The 19,563-nt window shown below is 59.6% G+C and carries 17 protein-coding genes; 13 read left to right on the plus strand and 4 right to left on the minus strand.

What is annotated here, in order from left to right; genetic code table 11:
* The first annotated feature begins 126 nt into the window (after positions 1–126).
* The 9 genes from fabF (at position 127) to ACMG4N_RS09895 (ending at position 9,702) form a co-directional block, all read left to right on the plus strand.
* Positions 127–1,365, plus strand: coding sequence for a beta-ketoacyl-ACP synthase II (fabF, locus tag ACMG4N_RS09855; RefSeq protein WP_414431475.1), 1,239 nt, complete (start codon positions 127–129; stop codon positions 1,363–1,365).
* Positions 1,365–2,165: an aminodeoxychorismate lyase gene (gene pabC / locus ACMG4N_RS09860; protein WP_414431476.1), complete on the plus strand. Its 801-nt coding sequence runs from the start codon at positions 1,365–1,367 to the stop codon at positions 2,163–2,165. The genes fabF and pabC overlap by 1 nt, the downstream gene beginning before the upstream one ends.
* A gap of 163 nt (positions 2,166–2,328) precedes the next feature.
* Positions 2,329–3,387 carry an endolytic transglycosylase MltG gene (gene mltG, locus ACMG4N_RS09865; protein WP_414431478.1) on the plus strand — a complete coding sequence of 353 codons (1,059 nt, stop codon included), beginning with the start codon at positions 2,329–2,331 and terminating at the stop codon, positions 3,385–3,387.
* Complete coding sequence (gene tmk, locus ACMG4N_RS09870; protein WP_290498111.1) at positions 3,384–4,010, plus strand: dTMP kinase; 627 nt, start codon at positions 3,384–3,386, stop codon at positions 4,008–4,010. Before mltG ends, tmk begins: the two co-directional genes overlap by 4 nt.
* Positions 4,001–5,008, plus strand: a complete 1,008-nt coding sequence (locus tag ACMG4N_RS09875; RefSeq protein ID WP_414431480.1) for a DNA polymerase III subunit delta' — start codon at positions 4,001–4,003, stop codon at positions 5,006–5,008. The genes tmk and ACMG4N_RS09875 overlap by 10 nt, the downstream gene beginning before the upstream one ends.
* 91 nt (positions 5,009–5,099) lie before the next feature.
* Positions 5,100–5,447 carry a PilZ domain-containing protein gene (locus tag ACMG4N_RS09880; RefSeq protein ID WP_035247354.1) on the plus strand — a complete coding sequence of 116 codons (348 nt, stop codon included), beginning with the start codon at positions 5,100–5,102 and terminating at the stop codon, positions 5,445–5,447.
* Between the two features lie 213 nt (positions 5,448–5,660).
* Complete coding sequence (locus ACMG4N_RS09885) at positions 5,661–6,452, plus strand: TatD family hydrolase (RefSeq protein ID WP_290498116.1); 792 nt, start codon at positions 5,661–5,663, stop codon at positions 6,450–6,452.
* Positions 6,449–7,786, plus strand: coding sequence for a DNA recombination protein RmuC (gene rmuC / locus ACMG4N_RS09890; protein ID WP_414431482.1), 1,338 nt, complete (start codon positions 6,449–6,451; stop codon positions 7,784–7,786). Before ACMG4N_RS09885 ends, rmuC begins: the two co-directional genes overlap by 4 nt.
* Before the next feature lie 281 nt (positions 7,787–8,067).
* Complete coding sequence (locus ACMG4N_RS09895) at positions 8,068–9,702, plus strand: S1 family peptidase (protein WP_414431483.1); 1,635 nt, start codon at positions 8,068–8,070, stop codon at positions 9,700–9,702.
* Here ACMG4N_RS09895 and ACMG4N_RS09900 read toward each other — a convergent pair.
* Positions 9,667–10,503 carry a hypothetical protein gene (locus ACMG4N_RS09900; RefSeq protein WP_290498122.1) on the minus strand — a complete coding sequence of 279 codons (837 nt, stop codon included), beginning with the start codon at positions 10,501–10,503 and terminating at the stop codon, positions 9,667–9,669. The genes ACMG4N_RS09895 and ACMG4N_RS09900 overlap by 36 nt on opposite strands.
* Before the next feature lie 35 nt (positions 10,504–10,538).
* Positions 10,539–11,645, minus strand: coding sequence for an aminotransferase class V-fold PLP-dependent enzyme (locus tag ACMG4N_RS09905; protein WP_414431485.1), 1,107 nt, complete (start codon positions 11,643–11,645; stop codon positions 10,539–10,541).
* Positions 11,646–11,800: 155 nt separating this feature from the next.
* Between ACMG4N_RS09905 and ACMG4N_RS09910 the strand changes: the two genes are divergently transcribed.
* Both ACMG4N_RS09910 and ACMG4N_RS09915 read left to right on the plus strand, forming a co-directional pair.
* Positions 11,801–12,436: a TetR/AcrR family transcriptional regulator gene (locus tag ACMG4N_RS09910; protein ID WP_290511076.1), complete on the plus strand. Its 636-nt coding sequence runs from the start codon at positions 11,801–11,803 to the stop codon at positions 12,434–12,436.
* A complete protein-coding gene (locus ACMG4N_RS09915) occupies positions 12,433–12,987 on the plus strand; it encodes a DUF1285 domain-containing protein (RefSeq protein ID WP_414431487.1) in 555 nt (184 codons plus the stop codon). Before ACMG4N_RS09910 ends, ACMG4N_RS09915 begins: the two co-directional genes overlap by 4 nt.
* A gap of 152 nt (positions 12,988–13,139) precedes the next feature.
* Here the strand turns inward: ACMG4N_RS09915 and ACMG4N_RS09920 are convergent, their stop codons facing one another.
* Entirely contained in the window at positions 13,140–14,849 is a 1,710-nt protein-coding gene (locus tag ACMG4N_RS09920) for a protein kinase domain-containing protein (protein WP_414431488.1), read from the minus strand.
* 35 nt (positions 14,850–14,884) lie between these two features.
* Entirely contained in the window at positions 14,885–16,354 is a 1,470-nt protein-coding gene (locus tag ACMG4N_RS09925; protein WP_414431490.1) for a NarK family nitrate/nitrite MFS transporter, read from the minus strand.
* A 322-nt stretch (positions 16,355–16,676) separates the two neighbouring features.
* Between ACMG4N_RS09925 and nirB the strand changes: the two genes are divergently transcribed.
* Together nirB and nirD are read left to right on the plus strand one after the other, a co-directional pair.
* Positions 16,677–19,205, plus strand: a complete 2,529-nt coding sequence (nirB, locus tag ACMG4N_RS09930; protein WP_414431492.1) for a nitrite reductase large subunit NirB — start codon at positions 16,677–16,679, stop codon at positions 19,203–19,205.
* 2 nt (positions 19,206–19,207) lie between these two features.
* A complete protein-coding gene (gene nirD, locus ACMG4N_RS09935; RefSeq protein WP_414431494.1) occupies positions 19,208–19,552 on the plus strand; it encodes a nitrite reductase small subunit NirD in 345 nt (114 codons plus the stop codon).
* Positions 19,553–19,563: the final 11 nt, after the last annotated feature.

Genomic DNA, 19,563 nt, shown 5'->3' on the forward strand with positions numbered 1-19,563 from the left:
GGGTGTTCTTCGAGCTAATTCATGGCTGAACGTTGATTTTTGCTTACACAACGGCGACGAGCATCGGGATTCTTTGTAGTAATCTTGTGCGTAGTGCCCCAACAATAAAGGATGGGAGGTATTCGGGTGACGTCACGTCGAGTAGTGATTACAGGTCTGGGAATGTTGACCCCGCTGGGTGCGGATGTGGCTTCCACTTGGGAAGGTATCAAAGCAGGTAAGAGCGGCATCCGTAACATCGAGCATTTCGATACGGAATCCTTCGCCACGCGTTTCGCAGGCCTTGTGCCGGAATTCGACATCGCCGACTACCTGTCTCCGAAAGATGCCCGCAAGATGGATGTCTTCATCCAGTATGGTCTGGTGGCGGCGATTCAGGCCATCCGCGATGCCGGTCTGGATATGGAGAAGGAAGATGCCGACCGTGTAGGTGCGGCGTTCGGATCGGGAATCGGTGGCCTGACCAATATTGAAGACAACCACCGCAAGATGCTGGATTCCGGCCCGCGCAAGCTGTCCCCGTTCTTCGTGCCTGGCACCATCATCAACATGATCGCGGGTAATCTGGCCATCATGTACGGCATGAAGGGGCCCAACTTTGCCATCACCACAGCCTGTACCACGGGTACCCATAACATCGGTTTTGCCGCCCAGCAGATCATGCTGGGTCAGGCAGACGTGATGGTAGCGGGGGGCTCCGAGAAAGGCTCCACGCCGCTGGGCATGGGCGGCTTTGCTGCAGCGCGAGCGCTGTCGACGCGTAATGATGACCCTCAGGGCGCCAGCCGCCCCTGGGACAAGGGCCGTGATGGCTTTGTGCTGGCCGATGGTGCCGGTGCGGTGGTGCTGGAAGAGTACGAACACGCCAAGGCCCGTGGCGCTACCATCTACGCCGAGCTGGCAGGTTTCGGCATGAGTGATGATGCCTATCACATCACCGCACCAGCAGAGGGTGGTGTGGGTGCCATGAAAGCCATGGAAAATGCGCTGCGCAATGCGGGAGTGGCCGCGGACGAAGTGGATTACATCAATGCCCACGGCACCTCCACACAGATGGGCGACCTGGCGGAAATTGCTGCCATCAAGTCCCTGTTTGGCGAGCATGCCGGGACACTGGCGGTGAGCTCCACCAAGTCCATGATCGGTCACCTGCTGGGAGCGGCCGGTGCGGTAGAGGCGATCTTCTCCATTCTGGCCATTCGTGACTCCATTGCGCCGCCCACCATCAACTTGGATGAACCCGATGAGGGGTGTGATCTGAATCTGGTGGCAAACACCGCCCAGCAGTGCAATATCGACTATGCGCTGTCCAACTCCTTCGGTTTCGGCGGTACCAACGGTACCCTGCTGTTCAAGAAGGTGTGATGGTCGACCCCCGTGATCGCGGACTGGCCTATGGCGACGGGCTGTTTGAAACCCTGAGGGTGACGGCGGATGGCGCAGTGCCGCTCTGGCCCTGGCATCTGCGGCGTCTGCTGCGCGGTGCCAAGGCGTTGGGGCTGCCATCCCTGCCGCAAACCCGTTATCTGTCTGCTGTTGAAGCAGGGGTTGCCGCTCTGGGCGGAAAGCCCGGTGTAGTCAAGCTGACCTTGACCCGGGGGCCGGGGGGGCGCGGTTATCTGCCTCCCTCGAACCCACAGCCAACGTTGTTATGGCAGGCCGGTCCGCTGCCAGCCTGGTCTCACCCGCTGCGTGAGCAGGGCATTGTGCTGGGCCTGTGTGGTGAGCCATTGCACCCGGAGGCCCTGGCCGGGCTCAAGCACCTCAATCGTCTTCCCCAGGTACAGGCTCGCCGCGAAGTGGCTCGCCAGGGTTGGCACGAAGGGCTGTTGCTCAGTCCCCGTCGCCAACCGCTGGAAGCCACCTCGATGAACCTGTTCGCCCGGTTTGATGGCTATTGGTGGACGCCGGACCTGCAGGCGGCCCGGGCGGGCGTGGCGGGGGTGATGCGTGAGTGGCTTGATGAGCACTTGACGGAGCAAGGGGAGAGGGTGGTCTGCGATCTGCGGCCGCTGTCACAGCTTGTTGACGCTCAGGGGCTGTTTTTGTGTAACAGTGTTGTCGGCGTGCTCCCGGTGCGTAAACTGGCGCAATGGCAGTGGCCGGTGCTGGATTCAGTGCTGCAATTGCAGCACTCTGTGGATGCCCTTTTTCTGCCACGGTAACACCGCTGCCAACCTGCCTGAGACATCAGGATCCCTGAGCTACCCGGTGATTGGCGCCTTGAGAGGTGGAGTTTTTCCCCTGACTCACGCGCCCGCTGGGTGATCGTTCTGCTCTGGAAAAGTATTTATTTCATTCCGCAACACAGGCCCTACAATTTCTCTCATGCGTAAAAAAATTCGAATTTTCGGACTCCTGGTGGTGTTGCTGGTGGTCGCCATTCCTTTGGTGACGGCCTGGGTCAGCAGCTACTTGCACCAGCCCTTGCCGCTGACAGAGCCCAGTGTGGTTGAGGTTCCCCGTGGTGCTGGGTTGAGTCAGGTACTGCATGCGCTGAAAAAACGCGGCTTGCTGGGCGAAGGCTATCAGGCGGATTTTCGCCGTGTAGGGGCGCGGCTCTATAGCAGCCTGACGGATATGGACGGGCGCATGCATGTGGGCGAGTATCGCTTGCGGCCCGGTGACTCCCTGCTCAGCCTGCTGGAAAAAATGGATCGTGGTGAAGTGATTCAGCGCAGCCTGACGCTGGTGGAAGGCTGGAACTTCCGTGAGCTGCGCCTGCGGTTGGCGGCTCAGGAGACCTTGAGCCATAGCCTGGACAGTCTCACCGATGACCAGATCATGGAAAAGCTGGGCCGCCCGGACCTGCATCCGGAAGGCTGGTTTGCGCCGGAAACCTACTTTTATACCCGTGGCACCTCTGACTTGACCATCCTGCGCCGGGCGCTGGAACGGCAGGAAGCCTTGCTGGAAGAGGCCTGGTCACAGAAAGCGGATGACCTGCCCATTGATAGCCCTTATGAAGCGCTGATCCTGGCTTCCATCATTGAAAAGGAAACCGGGGTACCGGACGAGCGCCCGGAAATTGCCGGCGTCTTTACCAACCGCTTGCGCAAAGGTATGCGACTGCAGACCGATCCCACCGTGATCTACGGTATGGGCGAGGCCTATGATGGCAATATTCGCCGTTCCGATCTGCGCCGACCGACCCCCTACAACACCTATACGATCTCCGGGTTGCCTCCCACCCCCATCGCCATGCCCGGGCGTGAAGCGATTCAGGCGGCGGTCAATCCGGCGGAAACCGAGTCCCTGTTTTTTGTTGCCCGGGGCGATGGCAGTCATTACTTCTCCAAAACCCTGGCACAACACCGCAAGGCCGTTCGTGACTATCAGTTACGCCGTCGCGAGGGGTATCGCTCCTCGCCGGGGGGCTCACAGTGAGGGGCCGTTTCATCACCCTGGAAGGGGGCGAGGGCGCCGGCAAGAGCAGCAACCTGGACTGGCTTGCCACCCGCTTGCGCGAGGCAGGCAAGACCGTGCTGGTAACCCGTGAACCGGGCGGTACGCCGCTGGCGGAATCCATTCGCAATGTCCTGCTGGCGCCCAGCGATGAAAAAATGGCGGATGATACCGAGTTGCTGCTGGTGTTCGCGGCCCGGGCCCAGCACCTGGCAGAAAAGATTCGTCCGGCTCTGGAGCGTGGCGACTGGGTGCTCAGTGACCGGTTTGTGGATGCCACCTGGGCCTATCAGGGGGCAGGGCGAGGCCTCAATCGCGACGCCATTGCCCGTCTGGAGCAACTGGTGGTTCGCGATACCCAGCCCGACATGACGTTGCTGTTTGATGTGCCGGTGGACGTGGGCATGGCCCGTGCCGGCAAACGGGCGGCGCTGGACCGCATTGAGCAGGAAGACCGGGCGTTCTTCGAGCGGATTCGCCAGTGTTATCAGCAGCGGGCCGGCAACGAACCGGGCCGCTTTCGGGTGCTGGATGCCTCATGCGATCTGGAGCAGGTCCGTGCCCAGCTACAGCCACTGCTGGAGGAAATGCTCACATGGTCGTAGAGCGCGCACGTATCCAGGTACCGTGTCCCTGGCATCAGGACACTATGGCCCAGCTGTTTGATCAGCATCAGCAGGGGCGCCTTCCCCATGCGTTGCTGATCACTGGCGCGAAAGGGATCGGCAAGCTGCGGCTGGCAGAGTCACTGGCGCAGACATTGCTGTGTGACAAACCTGCCGGTGGTCTGCCCTGTGGTCAGTGTCAGGGCTGCCAGTTGAGTACCGCAGGCACCCACCCGGATCTGCACCGGCTCAGCCCGGAAGACAAGAGTCGGGCCATCAAGATCGATCAGGTGCGCAAGCTGGTGGGCTTCGCCACCCGTACTGCCCAGTACAGCGGCTACCGCGTGGCGATTGTCGCGCCAGCGGAAGCGCTCAACCGCAACGCCCAGAATGCTCTGCTCAAGACCCTGGAAGAACCCGGTGGGCAGACGTTGCTGTTGCTGGTCTGCGATCAGCCGACCCTGTTGCTGCCGACGATTCGCAGCCGCTGTCAGCAGCGAATTCTGCCTCTGCCGCCCCAGGAGCAGGCTCTGGAGTGGTTACAGGGCCAGGTAGGGGAGAGTGCCCGCTCGTTGCTGGATGCGGCTCAGGGGGCGCCTCTGCGAGCCCTGGACCTGGAGCAGGCGGAGTGGTTTGCCGATCGAGCCCGTTTGCTGGAGGTGCTGGTGTCGGTGGCGGAAGGGCGTCAATCGGTTGCTCAGGCGTCCCCCATGCTGTCAAAGCATGATCCCACGGAAATGGCCGGGGTGATCTATGGCTGGTTGTCCCGCTGCCTCAATCAGGCCTATTCCGGACAGCAAAGCGCCGATGCATCACTGGCGCCCTTGCTGACCCGACTGTCCCGTGCCGTGCCGCCGGCGCGCCTGCTGCGCGCTGCCCAGCGGGTACTGGAAGGGCGACGGGCATTGATGTCCGGTGCCAACCCCAACAAGGATCTGCTCTACGAACAGTGGCTGCTGGTGCTGGTGGGCGTTGACGCTGCGGCGGCAGCCCACTAATCTTTACGCTATTAATAATAAAGTCTTACTGGCTGTGCCATGCGCTGACGGGCATGGGGACAAGCCGGTATGTCACACGAGGCTCTCCCCTATGAAAATGCCCGGCGGCCGCAGCGGCATCCTGTCGCTTTCCATCAAGGACAAGGCGGTACTCTATTCCGCTTACATGCCCTTCATCACCAATGGCGGCCTGTTCATTCCCACCGACAAGCAATACAAGCTGGGCGAGGAAATCTTCCTGTTGCTCAACATCATGGATGAATCCGACAAGATCCCGGTGGCCGGCAAGGTGGTCTGGATCACCCCGAAAGGGGCCCAGGGCAATCGCAGTGCCGGAATCGGCGTGCAGTTCTCCGACCAGGACGACACTGCCCGGGTCACCATCGAAAACCATCTGGCCGGTTCCCTGGAATCCGATCGTCCTACCCATACCATGTGACAGGCTTTTACCACAGAGGCCACAGAGCTCACTGAGGAAGAAGCATTTTCTTGGTCGTTATGATCTGTGGCGGTGGAAGCTGACGGCGTGGGATTGCACGACAGAATCTTTCCGGTCCTAGTGCTTTTACTCAGTGAGCTCTGTGCCCTCTGTGGTAAAACATCCACCGTGATGCCTGCTACAATGCCCGCGTTTGTCATGCTGGAGCATTGAATGTCTGACGTCGCTTTTGTGGATTCCCACTGCCACCTGGATCGCCTCAATCTGGACGCCCATAACGGGGACTTTGATGCCATGATGGCCGCCACCGCCGAGGCAGGCGTGAGCCACATGCTGTGCATTGGCGTGGACCTGGAAACCTTTCCCGATGTGCAGGCACTGGCCGAGCAGCATGACCATGTTTATGCCAGTGTCGGCGTACATCCGCTCTACAAGGAATCCCGCGAACCCCAGGTCAGTGAGTTGGTAGAAAGGGCATCGCACCCGAAAGTGGTCGCCATTGGCGAGACCGGGCTGGATTACTTCTACGCCAAAGAGCAGCGGGAGTGGCAGCAGCGATATTTCATTGCCCATATCCATGCAGCCCGAGAGACCGGGCTGCCGTTGGTGATCCATACCCGTGGTGCCAAGGACGATACGTTGGCGTTGCTCAGAGAGCATGGTCAGGGGCAGGTGCGTGGCGTACTGCATTGCTTTACCGAAGACCTGGACATGGCGCAGCAGGCCATCGATATGGGGTTCTATATTTCCATCTCCGGCATTATCACGTTCCGCAATGCGCAAACCCTGCGTGACACCGTCAAGGCTCTGCCACTGGAACGGCTGCTGATCGAAACCGATTCCCCCTGGTTGGCGCCGGTACCGTTCCGGGGCAAGCCCAATGAGCCTCGCTATGTGGCCCAGGTGGCTGAATGTGTGGCGGAGCTAAAGGGGGTTGAGGTCGCTGAACTGGCGCGCATTACCCGCGACAATTTCTTTACCCTCTTCAACAAGGCGCAACCATGAATCCGAATTTGATGCTGGGGCTGGCTGTCCTTGGTGGTGCAGTCTTTGCGGCGCTGTTGGTGCTGTTATTCGAGCGTCGTCGTAGCACTGGACGGGAAGCGGAGCTGGTGGCCCAGAAGCAGGCTCTGTCTGAGCCGCTGGCCCAGGTGCCGCTGCTGCGAGAGCAGCTTGAAACCAGCCAGCGCCGTTTGCAGGACAGTGAGTCCCGTTTGCAGCAGCTGGCCTCGGACAAGGCACGGCTGGAAGAGCGGTTGGCCGGCCAGGAAGAGAAACTGACCTTTGCCGAGAAGAGCCGTGAACAGCTCAAGCAGGAATTCGAAAACCTGTCCGCACGGATTTTCGAGCAGCGGGGCAAGCAGCTGCAGGAACAGCAACAGCAAGGGCTGGACGGCATGCTCAAGCCGTTCCGCGAGCAACTGGCGGACTTCCGCCGCAGGGTCGATCAGATCCACAGTGACGAGACCCGGGCCCAGGCTTCCCTGATCGAGCAGCTGGGCCAGTTGCGCAGCCTTAACCAGCAGATGCACGAGGATGCCCGTAACCTTACCGATGCCCTTAAAGGGCAGGTGAAAACCCAGGGTAACTGGGGGGAAATGATCCTCGAGCGGGTGCTGGAATCCTCCGGGCTGACCCGTGGGCGCGAGTATGAAACCCAGGTCACCCTGAAAGACGAAAGCGGCCAGCGACGCCTGCCTGATGCCATTGTTCATTTGCCCGAGAACAAGGACGTGGTGATCGATGCCAAGGTGTCTCTGGTGGCCTATGAGCGCCTGTCATCGGCGTCCACCAGCGAAGAGCGGGAGCAGGCCCTGCGCGATCACCTGATGTCCCTGCGCAGTCATATCAAGGGCCTGGACATCAAGGATTACAGTGGCCTGGAAGGGATTCGCAGCCTGGACTTCGTGCTGCTTTTCATTCCCATCGAAGGCGCCTTCATGGTGGCCATGGAGCAGGACTCCAGCCTCTATACCGATGCCTTTGCCCGCAACATCGTGTTGGTCAGCCCAACCACCTTGCTGGTCACGTTGCGCACCATCCAGAACATCTGGCGCTACGAGTACCAGAACCGCAATGCCCTGGATATCGCCGCCCGTGCCGGCAAAATCTGTGATCAGGTGTCGTTGGTCACGGAATCCCTGGAAGACGTGGGTGACAAGCTGGCCAAGGCAACATCGTCCTGGGAGCAGACCCGCAAGCGTCTTACCAGCGGTAATGGCAACCTGCTTCGCCAGGCCCATCAGTTGAAAGATCTGGGTGCCAAGGCTCGCCGCAGCCTGCCGGCACCGGATGAGGAAGAAGACACTGAAGACCTGCAGGACGACAGTACCGACTGATAAGTCAGTCGGACAATGCGGTGTGAATGTTGTAAAAGCTTGCTTTTATATTAAGCGTTTTGCATGATAAAAAATATGCAGTAAAACTACGCGCAATATGACGCTATATGTCGTCAAAAACGACAAAAATAGCGACAAAATGCCCGGACTTGGCAGTCATTTTTAATTATTTTCTGGCACCAATGTGCCATCGTTCTAATATCAGAACCAGGTCACAGGTATAAGCCGAAATCCTTAGTTAGTATCCGTTGCGTAACGAAACGCTAACTGAGGGTAATTTTATGTATCGTTTGATGGTGGCCCTGCTGCTGGGGGCGGGTCTGGTTCAGACGGTATCGGCGTTGGAAGCCCAACCCCGGGTTATCGGGGGACAGGATGTCACACAGGTGCGGCCGTGGATGGCCGAGGTGGAAATCAGCCGGTCCGGCAATCCCAATTATACGGCGACGCTCTGTGGCGGCACTCTGATTGCTCCCCGTTGGGTGCTGACTGCTGCCCACTGTGTGGCCAGTGTCGAGGCGGACATGCTGTTTGTCTCCCTGGGCAGTGTTAATCGCACTAGTACACAAGCGCCGGAGCAACTGGCGGTAACCGAACTGCAGGTGCATCCCGCCTACAATGCCACCCACTTCCATAATGATTTGGCCCTGCTCAAGCTGGCGGCGCCGAGCCGCTTCACGCCACTGGATATGGCCAAGCCTCACATTGTTACCGAGCTGGCGGTGGGCAACCACGATGAAGCTCTGCAGGTACTGGGCTGGGGTTCCACCACCCCGGATGGCTTTGCCCTGACCGAGACCTTGCAGAAAGCGGATCTGGACTTCGTGTCGCCGGACTATTGCGCCAGCCAGTGGAGTAATCTCACTGGCAACCAGATTTGTGCCGGTGAAATGAACCCCCAGGGTCAGAAGCAGGATTCCTGCCGTGGCGATAGCGGCGGGCCGCTGGTTTATCGCAAGGATGACCAGCAATGGCTGGTGGGGGTGACCAGCTACGGCCATGAAACCTGTGCCACCGATGGTGTGCCGGCGGTCTATAGCCGCGTGGATCGATACCTGCCCTGGCTGGAAGAGACTACCTCCGGCGGACTGGTGGACCTACAGACCGAAGGCCTCAACGGTGATCAGTACCGCAACACGTCCAGTGCGGTGACCCTGTATCCGCGCATTGCCAACACCAGTACCCGCAATGACGCCCGCAATGTGGGCCTGCGTATCGAGCACCAGGCCGGTCTGTCTGTGTCAGTCCCGGGCCTGTCCTGCCGGACCTATACCGGCTACACCGATTGTCGGAACAGTCTGTTCCTGGCGCTGGGACAGACCAGTGCCACCTATGCCGTGACTCTGAAGGCTTCGTCCCGCTGGGCGGATCAGGTGCGAGTCAGCCCGATCAGCGACTCTTACGATTACTTCAGCCTGCGCAGCGAAGCGTTCAATCTGGTATTCAGTAACGAGCCGGATGTGGTGCTCAGCCTGACCACCAACCGCGGCAGTGATGGCCATGTACGCGTCAGTGCCCTGGTGCGCAATGCGGCGACTCATCAGACAGCGGCACGGGTGCGTCTGGGCTTCACCCTGCCTGCAGGGTGGGAAACCGTTGAGCTGCCGGGCAACTGCAGTGGCAGTCGTAACATTCAGTGCGGTCTTGGGGATCTGGGGCCGGAGCAGTTTGTGGCCCAGCAATTGCTGCTTTCCGGTGAGGGTTATGACCCCATGACCGTGCAGGTGTGGACCGATAACGGTGACTTTCCTACCGGCGACAGCAAAGCGTATACCCGCCCCGCTCAAGCCCGTAGCGCCAGCAGCGGTGGCGGCACGACGGCAGGGACTGACAGTGGTGGTGGCGGGGGAGGCAGCTTGTCGTTCCTGGCGCTGCTGGGCCTAGCCCTGGTTGCCGCTCGACGGCTCCACCAGTGACAAATGGCGCTCCGGCGCCAGCGCGCCCTGATTGCCTTTCCAGGGCACCGCATCCATGCCCTTGGGGACTTCCGCGAGCTGGAACGGCGCCTTGATAATCTCGAAGTAGGGCGAGTGATCGAAATCTGCGGCGGTAATGGCTCGTGGCTGTAGTCGAAGCAGGCGGCTACCGGAGCCGTTTTCCTTCACCAGCGGCAGCACCGGGAACTGTACGAAACTGAACGCATCGGCAACGACGGTGCCAGTCAGTGCCCGGGCCAACTCCCCGGCCCAGCGCCGGAACAGGTTGACGCGCCAGCGTAGCGGTAGCCATCGCCATGGCATCAGGGTCAATAACGCCAGCGCCACCCAGGACTGGCTGCCACCGGCGCCGATTCGGCTAATGGCATAGCGCAATACGTCCTGGGCTTCATTGTCACTCAGTCCCTGGGCCCGGCAGACACGTATCTGTCGGCCTTCCAGGGCAGACAACGGTTCCACGATCAGGCCCCGTTCCAGGCGCGCATCAATCACCAGTTGGGTATCCGGTTCGCAGGGGGTGTAATCCCCCAGCAAGGCACGCAGGGCCGGGTCAGCCACGTCATGAAGTCGACCGATATAGAGCACCGCCCGGGCAAAGCGGCTGTCGCCGATTACCTTGAAGGTGCGGTCCACACTGCTATGGCCGGCCACCAGCAGCACATCACAGGGCTTGAGTACGGTGCGCAGGCTGTCTAGGTCGGCACTGGGCTGGCCACTGAACGGCTCGTCTCGCTGCAGGCGGCGGCAGATCCATTGATAAAAGGCCAGTTGACGACTCATGGGCACTCCATGTGCGGGAAACGAGGTTCTGGAGCTTACAACAGGCTCAGGGCCCGGTCGATGACCGAATAGTCGGTATAGAAATGTGGTGAAAAACGGACCCCGCCACCGCGTTCCGCACAAACCACGCCGGCCTGTCGCAAGCGCTGGAAGGTGTCTGCTGGCGTTTCACCGGGCAGGGTAAAGGTGACAATCCCGGCCCGGCATTGGCGGTCCACGGGGCTGAGCAGGGTGGCACCCCGGTCCCGCAGACCGTCGATCAGTCGCTGGACCCGATCCTGCAGGGCCTCGGCCACCTGGATCATGCCTTCCTCCTCCAGCAGGGACAGGGATGCCTCCAGGGCATGGGCTCCGAGCATATTGGGGCTGCCGCATTCGAAACGACGGGCATTATCGGCCACTTGCCAGTCGGTGGTGGTGTAGTTGCCAGCATTGGCCACCATATGCCAGCCGTGCTGGCGCAGGGTCAGTTTGTCCTGTACTGCCTGGCGGCAGTAGAACAATGCCAGCCCCTCCGGGCCCAGCATCCACTTGTGGCCGTCGGCCACCACAAAATCCGCCTTGGCCTGTTCCGCCGAAAAGGGCAGGGCGCCGAGGATCTGGATGGCGTCCACACAGAAAAGGATGTCCCGCTCCCGGCAGGCGGCGCCGATGGGCGCCATGTCCATCAGCAGGCCGGTGCCGTATTGCACCGCGGACAGGGACACCAGCCGTGTTCGCGGTCCCAGTGCCTCAATCACTGACTGTTCCGGTTGCGGCGTATCCAGGCTTACGGCGATCACTTCCACGCCCTGATCCGCCAGCGCTTCCCAGGGGATACGGTTGGACGGGAACTCCTGATCGCTGATCACGATTTGGTCGCCGGGCTGCCAGTCAATGCCCTGGGCAATCACCGACAAACCCTCTGAGGTGTTTTTCAGCAGGGCGATTTCATCGATATTGACCCCGCCAATCAGCCAGGAAAGTCGCTCGCGCAGGCGTTGTTCCACTTTCAGCCAATGGGGGTAATCACGGGCACCGATCTCACAATTCTGGCGAGCGAATTCCGCCACCGCATCGCGGCTACGGGCAGGCCAGGGCGCCACCGCAGCGTGGTTGAGGTAAAGCAGGTCTTCACGGTGGGGAAATTCCGGGTGAGCCATGATGTCTCCATGCTGGGCGGGTAAGTCATGACGCTATGCTACCCCCTGAGGGATTTCCATCAATACAAGCCTGTGTTTATAAAAAGGGAATACGTTAGAATTGCGGCAGTTAAGCCGTCTTTACGTCTGGTATGGCGGGTTCGAAGGAGAAATAGATGGGTGACCTGGAAAAAGCCACGCGCAAGGCGCAGGAATTTCGTCAACGGGAGCGCCAGATTCTGGATGCAGCCCTTGAGCTGTTCCTGGAAGAGGGCGAGGACCGTGTGACCGTGGAAATGATTGCTGACCGGGTCGGTATCGGCAAGGGCACCATCTACAAGCATTTCGAGACCAAGAACGAGATTTATCTGCTGTTGATGCTCCGTTATGAGGAGGATCTGGCCGAGGTATTCCAGACCATCTCCGGCGGCGATGACAAGGAGCGGCTGGCACGGGAGTATTTCCGTTTCCGGATCAGTGATCCCAAGCGTTACCAGTTGTTCGATCGCCTTGAGAACAAGGTGATTAAGGACCATGCCCTGCCGGAACTGGTGGACAAGCTGCATCGCATTCGCGAAGCCAACTTTGCCCGCCTCACCGATATCGTCAAGGCACGTATTGCCGAAGGCTCACTGGAAGACGTGGACCCGATCTATCACATCTGCTCCGCCTGGGCGCTGGCCCATGGTGCGGTGGCACTGATGGAATCCCCGTTCTACCAGAAGCTGATCGACGACAAGGATGACTTCCTGGATTTCCTGATCGAGATCGGCATTCGCATGGGCAACAAGGGGCAACGGGGGCCACGATGAAACAGGCGGAGGAACTGCTGGCGCTGCTGGAAAAGGCAGGCAAGGATGAAAGCGGCCTGCCGCCAGTGCATCAATGGAAGCCGGAGCGCCATGCGGATATCGACATGCGCATCGCCCGGGATGGCACTTGGTACTACCAGAATTCCCCCATCCAGCGCGAACGCATGGTGGCGTTGTTCTCCACCATTTTGCTGCGCGAAGGCGATGACTACTTCCTGATCACCCCGGTGGAAAAGCTGCGCATCCAGGTGGACGATGCTCCTTTTGTGGCGGTGGAAGTGCAGCGCCTGGAAGAGGGCGGGGTCACCAAACTGGTCTTCACCACCAATGTGGGTAGCCACGTAGTGGCCGGCGACAACCACCCCCTACGCGTAGAAACCGACCCGCAAACCGGCGAACCGTCACCGTATCTGCTAGTCCGCGAAAACCTGGAAGCCCTGATCGGTCGCTCTGCGTTTTACCAACTGGTGGATTGGGCGTTTGAGGAAGAGGGAAAGCTGTTTGTGGAGAGTAATGGTCGGCGTTTTGAGTTGGGCGCTCTGGGAGAGTGAACAGTTAACAGTTAACAGTGAATAGTTGCGCGAGAAACGTAGCCGCAACAAAAACGCATGAGGCCGCGCCCAGATACTGAGCGCGGCCTCATGCGTTGCAAACCCTATTAAGCTGATCGCGTCGCTGTTAACTATTCACTGTTAACTGTTCACTAAAACCCTCCTGCCACGCTAATCAACAACAACACCACAAGCACAATACTGATCCCTTTCCAGATACGTAGCTGCCGGACATCGTTGTCGACCGCCGGTTTGCGGCTGCGTACTGGGCGGCGTAGGGCGTCGCGGAATTCGGCAGCGTCGCTGAAGCGTTGTTTGGGTTGATGTTGCAGGGCGAGCTGCAGCACGTTGTTGATCCACAGCGGCACGAAAGCATTGTGACCTTGCAAGGGTGGTAGGGGGCGATGGGCGGATTTTTCGTAGCGGCCCTGCCAGGGTAGCGATCCGGTGAGCATTTCATGGATGAACACTGCGGCGGAAAACAGGTCGCTCTGTTCGCTGGGGGCGGCGCCATCCAGCAGTTCCGGGGCGCTGTAATCCCGCGTGCCCAGGGGGATACCCGCATTGTGTTGCTCCATGCCGCGGCAATGGCAACTGCCGAAATCCACGATGCGGACCAGACCGTCGGTATCCACCATGATGTTATCCGGCTTCAGGTCGCCGTGAATCACATCGGCACGGTGCAGGGCACGGATACCGTTAAGTAACTGATCGGCCAGATACAGTTTTTCTTCCACCGCCACATCCGGGTGTTCTTTCAGCCATTGTTGCAGCGTCACACCGTCGATGAACTCCAGATGCTGATAGAGGCAGCTGGGGTTGTCCGGCAGGGGCAGGGTGCGCAGCAGGTGGGCATTGCGCAGGCGTTGGCCTACCCAGCCCTCCATGACAAACCGCTCCAGGGCATCCCGGTCGTCTTCCAGATTCACCGACGGTGTTTTGAGCACCGACTGCTTGCCGCTTTCATCTTCCACCAGATACAGGTGGCTGCGCACACTGGCATACAGCTCCCGTTTTATGGTGAAACCGTCGACACGAATTCCCGGGCTCAGCGGCGGGGGCAGTGGCAGGCTGCCGCGCTGGCGCAGGGCTTCGTCGGCGCTGGCGTCGGGCAGGCCATCCACCTGCAGCACCTGACAGCTCAGGTTGTCATCGCTACCGCTGGCCAGGGCCGCTTCCACCAGGCTGCGGGCAGCCACTTCCGGCTGGCCACTGGCACGCACGATGCCCTGCATGCGTGAACGGGACAGGAAACCATGCACGCCATCACTGGTAAGCAGGAACACATCGCCTACCTGCAAGTCGCTGCTGCTGTAATCCACATCCAGACGGGTATCGCCGCCCATGACCCGGGTGAGAACCTGGCGGTTGTCCCCGATCATGCGGCTGTGGTCACGGGTCAGGCATTCCAGACGGTCATTACGCAGTCGCCAGATACGCGAATCGCCCACCTGGAAAAGGTGTGCGGTACGCGAGCGCAGGATCAGCAGGGAGAGGGTGCACAGGTGGCTTTCCCCGGCCAGGGTCTGCCGGCACAGCCAGCGGTTCAGGGCTTCCAGTACCCGCTGCGCGGAGCGGGGCACACTCCACAATGATGGCGTTGCATAGTAGTCATTGATAAAGCCGAGTACACAGGATTCCGCGGCTTCCCGTGCCGCACCGGCGCTGGACAAGCCATCGGCCAGGGCGGCGACAATGCCCTTGGTACGCAGCAATGGGCCATCAGGAATCTGCATGGCCAGCGCATCCTGGTTGTGCAGTTTGGGCCCGGCATCACTGTACTGGCCGATGCGGACCTGCGGGTGCAGGTCCGGCTCGGGGGCAATGGCCGGTGCCTCGGCCGTGACGTTGGCAACATCCATTATCAAAACTCCTGTGTATGACCTGCCGATAACACTCAGCCCACCTCGATGAGCTGAACGTCGCCTTTCTCGTCGATTTCCGCAATGTGCCCTTTGGGTTCATCCAGGAACTGCACGGCGGCCAGGGCCACGGCAGCGCTGGCGGCAATCACCAGGAAGAAAGTGGACGGGTCCACAAAGGTCAGCACGGTGAGGAAGATCACCGCACCGGCATTCCCGTAGGCGCCTACCATGCCGGCGATCTGACCGGTAAGGCGACGCTTGATCAGCGGTACGGTGGCAAACACGGCACCTTCACCAGCCTGCACAAAGAAGGAACAACACATGGTGGCAATCACCGCCAGGGCAATGGGCCAGCTGCTGCCGATCTGACTCATCAGGCCGTAGCCCACCATCAGACCGCAGAGCAGAATGGCCAAGGATTTCTTGCGCCCGAACTTGTCGGATACCCAGCCACCACCGGGACGAGCCACCAGATTCATAAAGGCATAGCCGGAGGCCAGCAGACCGCCAGTAACTGCTGACAGGGTAAAGGTATCGGTAAAGAACAATGGCAGCATGGAAACCACCGCCAGCTCGGAGCCGAACGTCACCATATACGCCAGATCCAGAATGGCTACCTGTTTGAAACTGTAGCGGTCGTGCTCGGGAACTCCCTCCTTCAGGTGTTCACGGTTTACCCGCCAGGCCTGGCCAAGCTGTACTACTGCCAGGCTGATAATCAGTGCGGCCAACAGAATCTGTGTGGTTTGGCCGAACAGATTCAGGTTGGTGGGCCCCAGGCGCCAGACGATCACCAGCAGCGCGATATACAGGGGCAGGCTCATGGCCAGGTAGAAGAACAGGTCTTTCTTGGTGCTCACTTCCAGCGCGCTGGCTTTCTTGGGCTTGAAATAGGACGCGCCCTGGGGCGTGTTGCGTGCCCGCCACAGGAAGAAAATCCCGTAGAGAAAGGAAACGGCACCGGTGGTGGCAATGGCCCAGCGCCAGCCGTCATCGCCACCATAAAAGAGAGCCAGGGAAGGCAGGGTAATTGCCGCGGCGGCAGAGCCGAAGTTGCCCCAGCCACCATAGACGCCTTCCGCCAGACCGACTTCCCGGGCCGGAAACCATTCGCTGATCAGGCGTATGCCCACCACGAAACCGGCACCCACAAAGCCCATCAACAGGCGGGTCACCGCCAGCTGTTCATAGGTAGTGGAAAGAGCAAATGCCCAGCAGGGCAGAGCGGCCAGCATCAGCAGAGAGCCAAACACCAACCGGGGTCCAAAGCGATCGACCAGGGAACCGATCACCACCCGGGCTGGAATGGTCAACGCCACGTTGAGAATCAGCAGCGCCTTAATTTGTTCGGGAGTCAGGTCGAAGGCGTCCCGCAGATGCCCCATTAATGGCGCATGGGAAAACCACACAACAAAGGTAATAAAGAACGCCAGCCAGCTCAGGTGTAACAGGCGGATGCGTGGCGCGGAAAGATTCAACAGATTCAGCTTTTGATCGCTCATGACTTCTCCATGCATGGGCGGTTAACGACAGGCTGATCTGAGCAACTCCTGTGCCACCTTGCTAAGTGTCTGTTTTCAATGAATTAAAAGTGAATTAACCGGGGGGAGAGCAATAACTGTGCGCAAATCGGGAGCGTTTATGGGTCATCTCGGTGCACGAAAAAATGCATTTTTCTCGTGCACGAACGCATTAAAAGAAAGCAGGGTTTCTGTGGTTATTGCCCAAAAAATAAAATAAATCCATTAAAAATAATGAGTTAGCAAGTTGGCACAGGCCTTGCTCAGTGATGGGTGTCAGTTATGCACCGCGAGGGTGAGCCTTATGGCAAAGCAACAACTTCTACTTATTGGCCACGGCATGGTGGGCCAACGTTATCTAGAGTCGCTGGTGGCCCAGGGTGGCCGCGAGCACTTCGACATTACCGTACTGTGCGCCGAGTCACTGCCGGCCTATGACCGCGTGGGGCTAACCAGCTACTTTTCCGGCAAGACCGCCGACGACCTGTCGCTGGTGCCTGAAGGGTTCTTCGCCGCGCACGACATTACCTTGAAGCTGAATACCAAGGCGGATGTCATTGATCGTGGTGCACGCACCGTCACCACCAACACGGGTGAAACGCTCAGCTATGACAAGTTGGTATTGGCCACCGGGTCTTATCCGTTCGTGCCGCCGATACCCGGTAACGATCGTGATAACTGTTTCGTGTACCGCACCATCGATGATCTGGATGCCATGATCGCTGCCAGTAAAGGCGGCAAAGTGGGCACCGTTGTGGGGGGCGGGCTGTTGGGCCTGGAGGCAGCCAAGGCATTGCATGACCTGGGCCTGCAAACCCATGTGGTGGAGTTTGCCCCGCGTCTGATGGCTGTCCAGGTGGACGACTTTGGTGGCGGCCTGCTCAAGGACAAGATTCAGGAACTGGGTGTCACCGTACACACCAGCACCGGCACCAAAGACATTGTGGACGGTGAAACCTGCAAACACCGGATGAACTTCGGTGAAGACAATTACCTGGAAACCGATGTGATCGTGTTCTCCGCCGGCATCCGTCCCCAGGACGAACTGGCCCGTGCCTGTGAGCTGGAGCTGGGCGAGCGTGGCGGCGTCGTGGTGAACAACCACTGTGTCACCTCCGATGACAGCATTTATGCCATCGGTGAAGTGGCGCTGTGGGAAGGTCGCATCTTCGGTCTGGTGGCGCCGGGTTACCAGATGGCGGAGATCGCCGCCGAGCACCTGATGGGTAAGTTTGAGCAACAGTTCACCGGTGCCGACATGAGCACCAAGCTGAAGCTCATGGGCGTGGACGTGGCGTCCATCGGTGATGCCCACGGCAACACTCCGGGTTCACGCAGTACCGTGTTCATGGATCAAACCGCCGGCATCTACAAGAAGGCGGTGATCAGTGAGTGCGGCAAGAAACTGCTGGGCGCGGTTCTGGTGGGGGACGCCAACGACTACGGCAACCTGCTGCAGCTGTGCCTGAACGAGATGGACCTGCCCGGTGGTCCAGCGGCACTGGTGGCGCCGGTTTCCGATGGTGCGCCCCTGCTGGGTGCCGATGCGCTGCCGGACACTGCCCAGATCTGTTCCTGTAATAACGTCTCCAAGGGTGATCTGTGTGCCGCCATTGATGATGGCGCCATGACCGTGGGCGATCTGAAATCCTGCACCAAGGCGTCCGCCACCTGCGGGGGTTGTTCGGCGCTGGTGAAACAGGTGCTGGACAGCGAACTGGAAAAACGTGGCGTGGAAGTGAACAACCACCTCTGCGAACACTTCCCGTATTCCCGCCAGGAAATCTATCACCTGGTACGGGTAGGGCAGATCACCACCTTTGATGAGCTGCTGGAAAAACACGGCAGCGGCGAAGGCTGTGATATCTGTAAGCCCACCGCGGCTTCGGTGTTTGCGTCCTGCTGGAACGATTATGTGCTGAACAAGCCCCACGCGGGCCTTCAGGACACCAACGATTACTTCCTCGGTAACCTGCAGCGCGACGGCACCTATTCCGTGGTGCCCCGTGTGGCCGGCGGTGAAATCACCCCGGACAAGCTCATCGTGCTGGGCGAAGTGGCCAAGAAGTACGACCTCTATACCAAGATCACCGGTGGCCAACGGGTGGATCTGTTCGGTGCTCGCGTTGAGCAGCTGCCGGATATCTGGCGCACCCTGGTGGATGCCGGCTTTGAAACCGGCCACGCCTACGGCAAGTCCCTGCGTACCGTGAAATCCTGTGTGGGTTCCACCTGGTGCCGCTACGGGGTGAAAGATTCGGTGGGTACCGCCATCCAGGTGGAAGAGCGTTACAAGGGCCTGCGCAGCCCGCACAAGATCAAGATGGCCGTGAGTGGTTGTACCCGTGAATGTGCTGAAGCGCAGAGCAAGGACGTGGGTGTGATCGCCACCGAGAAAGGCTGGAACCTGTATGTCTGTGGCAACGGCGGCATGCGCCCGCGCCATGCGGATCTGTTTGCATCTGATCTGACCGATGAAGAGCTGATCAAGACCGTCGACCGCTTCCTGATGTTCTACATCAAGACGGCGGATCGTCTGCAGCGCACCAGCGTCTGGCTGGAAAACCTGGAAGGTGGCCTGGATTACCTGAAGCAGGTGATTCTGGAGGATTCCCTGGGCATCGGTGCCGAGCTGGAAGCGGAAATGGCACACGTGATCGACACCTACCAGTGTGAGTGGAAGACCACCATCGAAGACGACGAAGCAGTGAAACGCTTCAAGCATTTCGTCAACGACAACAGCGCCGACGACAACCTGAAATACGTGCGCGAGCGCGGCCAGCGTCGTCCGGCCTTTGAACATGAACGTATCGAACTGGTCGAGGAGGCATGAGCATGAACAGTTCCGTTGCCGTGCAATGGCAAGCCGTGTGCAAGCTTGATGACGTATTACCGGGCACCGGGGTAGGCGTACGCCTGCCCGGTCGCCAGGCAGCTCTGTTTCGCACCCGCGATGGCAGCCTGTATGCCCTGGATAACCGCGACCCGTTCAGCCAGGCCAACGTGCTGAGCCGGGGCATTCTCGGGTCGGTGGGTGATAAGCGTGTGGTGGCGTCGCCAATCTACAAGCAGCATTTCGATCTGGAAACGGGCCAGTGTCTGGAAGACGAAGCCGTTTCCCTCACGGTCTATCCGGTACAGGTGGAAGACGACGTGATCAAACTGGCCGTCCCGGCCTGAATACCGCAAAG

The organism is Alcanivorax sp. IL2 (genome assembly GCF_047495475.1).
Lineage (GTDB): Bacteria > Pseudomonadota > Gammaproteobacteria > Pseudomonadales > Alcanivoracaceae > Alcanivorax.

Coding starts and splice junctions, on each gene's coding strand:
- pabC (WP_414431476.1), top strand. CDS start 1,365: ATGGTCGACCCCCGTGATCGCGGACTGGCCTATGGCGACGGGCTGTTT.
- mltG (WP_414431478.1), top strand. CDS start 2,329: ATGCGTAAAAAAATTCGAATTTTCGGACTCCTGGTGGTGTTGCTGGTG.
- ACMG4N_RS09875 (WP_414431480.1), top strand. CDS start 4,001: ATGGTCGTAGAGCGCGCACGTATCCAGGTACCGTGTCCCTGGCATCAG.
- ACMG4N_RS09880 (WP_035247354.1), top strand. CDS start 5,100: ATGAAAATGCCCGGCGGCCGCAGCGGCATCCTGTCGCTTTCCATCAAG.
- ACMG4N_RS09885 (WP_290498116.1), top strand. CDS start 5,661: ATGTCTGACGTCGCTTTTGTGGATTCCCACTGCCACCTGGATCGCCTC.
- rmuC (WP_414431482.1), top strand. CDS start 6,449: ATGAATCCGAATTTGATGCTGGGGCTGGCTGTCCTTGGTGGTGCAGTC.
- ACMG4N_RS09895 (WP_414431483.1), top strand. CDS start 8,068: ATGTATCGTTTGATGGTGGCCCTGCTGCTGGGGGCGGGTCTGGTTCAG.
- ACMG4N_RS09900 (WP_290498122.1), bottom strand. CDS start 10,503: ATGAGTCGTCAACTGGCCTTTTATCAATGGATCTGCCGCCGCCTGCAG.
- ACMG4N_RS09905 (WP_414431485.1), bottom strand. CDS start 11,645: ATGGCTCACCCGGAATTTCCCCACCGTGAAGACCTGCTTTACCTCAAC.
- ACMG4N_RS09910 (WP_290511076.1), top strand. CDS start 11,801: ATGGGTGACCTGGAAAAAGCCACGCGCAAGGCGCAGGAATTTCGTCAA.
- ACMG4N_RS09915 (WP_414431487.1), top strand. CDS start 12,433: ATGAAACAGGCGGAGGAACTGCTGGCGCTGCTGGAAAAGGCAGGCAAG.
- ACMG4N_RS09920 (WP_414431488.1), bottom strand. CDS start 14,849: ATGGATGTTGCCAACGTCACGGCCGAGGCACCGGCCATTGCCCCCGAG.
- ACMG4N_RS09925 (WP_414431490.1), bottom strand. CDS start 16,354: ATGAGCGATCAAAAGCTGAATCTGTTGAATCTTTCCGCGCCACGCATC.
- nirB (WP_414431492.1), top strand. CDS start 16,677: ATGGCAAAGCAACAACTTCTACTTATTGGCCACGGCATGGTGGGCCAA.
- nirD (WP_414431494.1), top strand. CDS start 19,208: ATGAACAGTTCCGTTGCCGTGCAATGGCAAGCCGTGTGCAAGCTTGAT.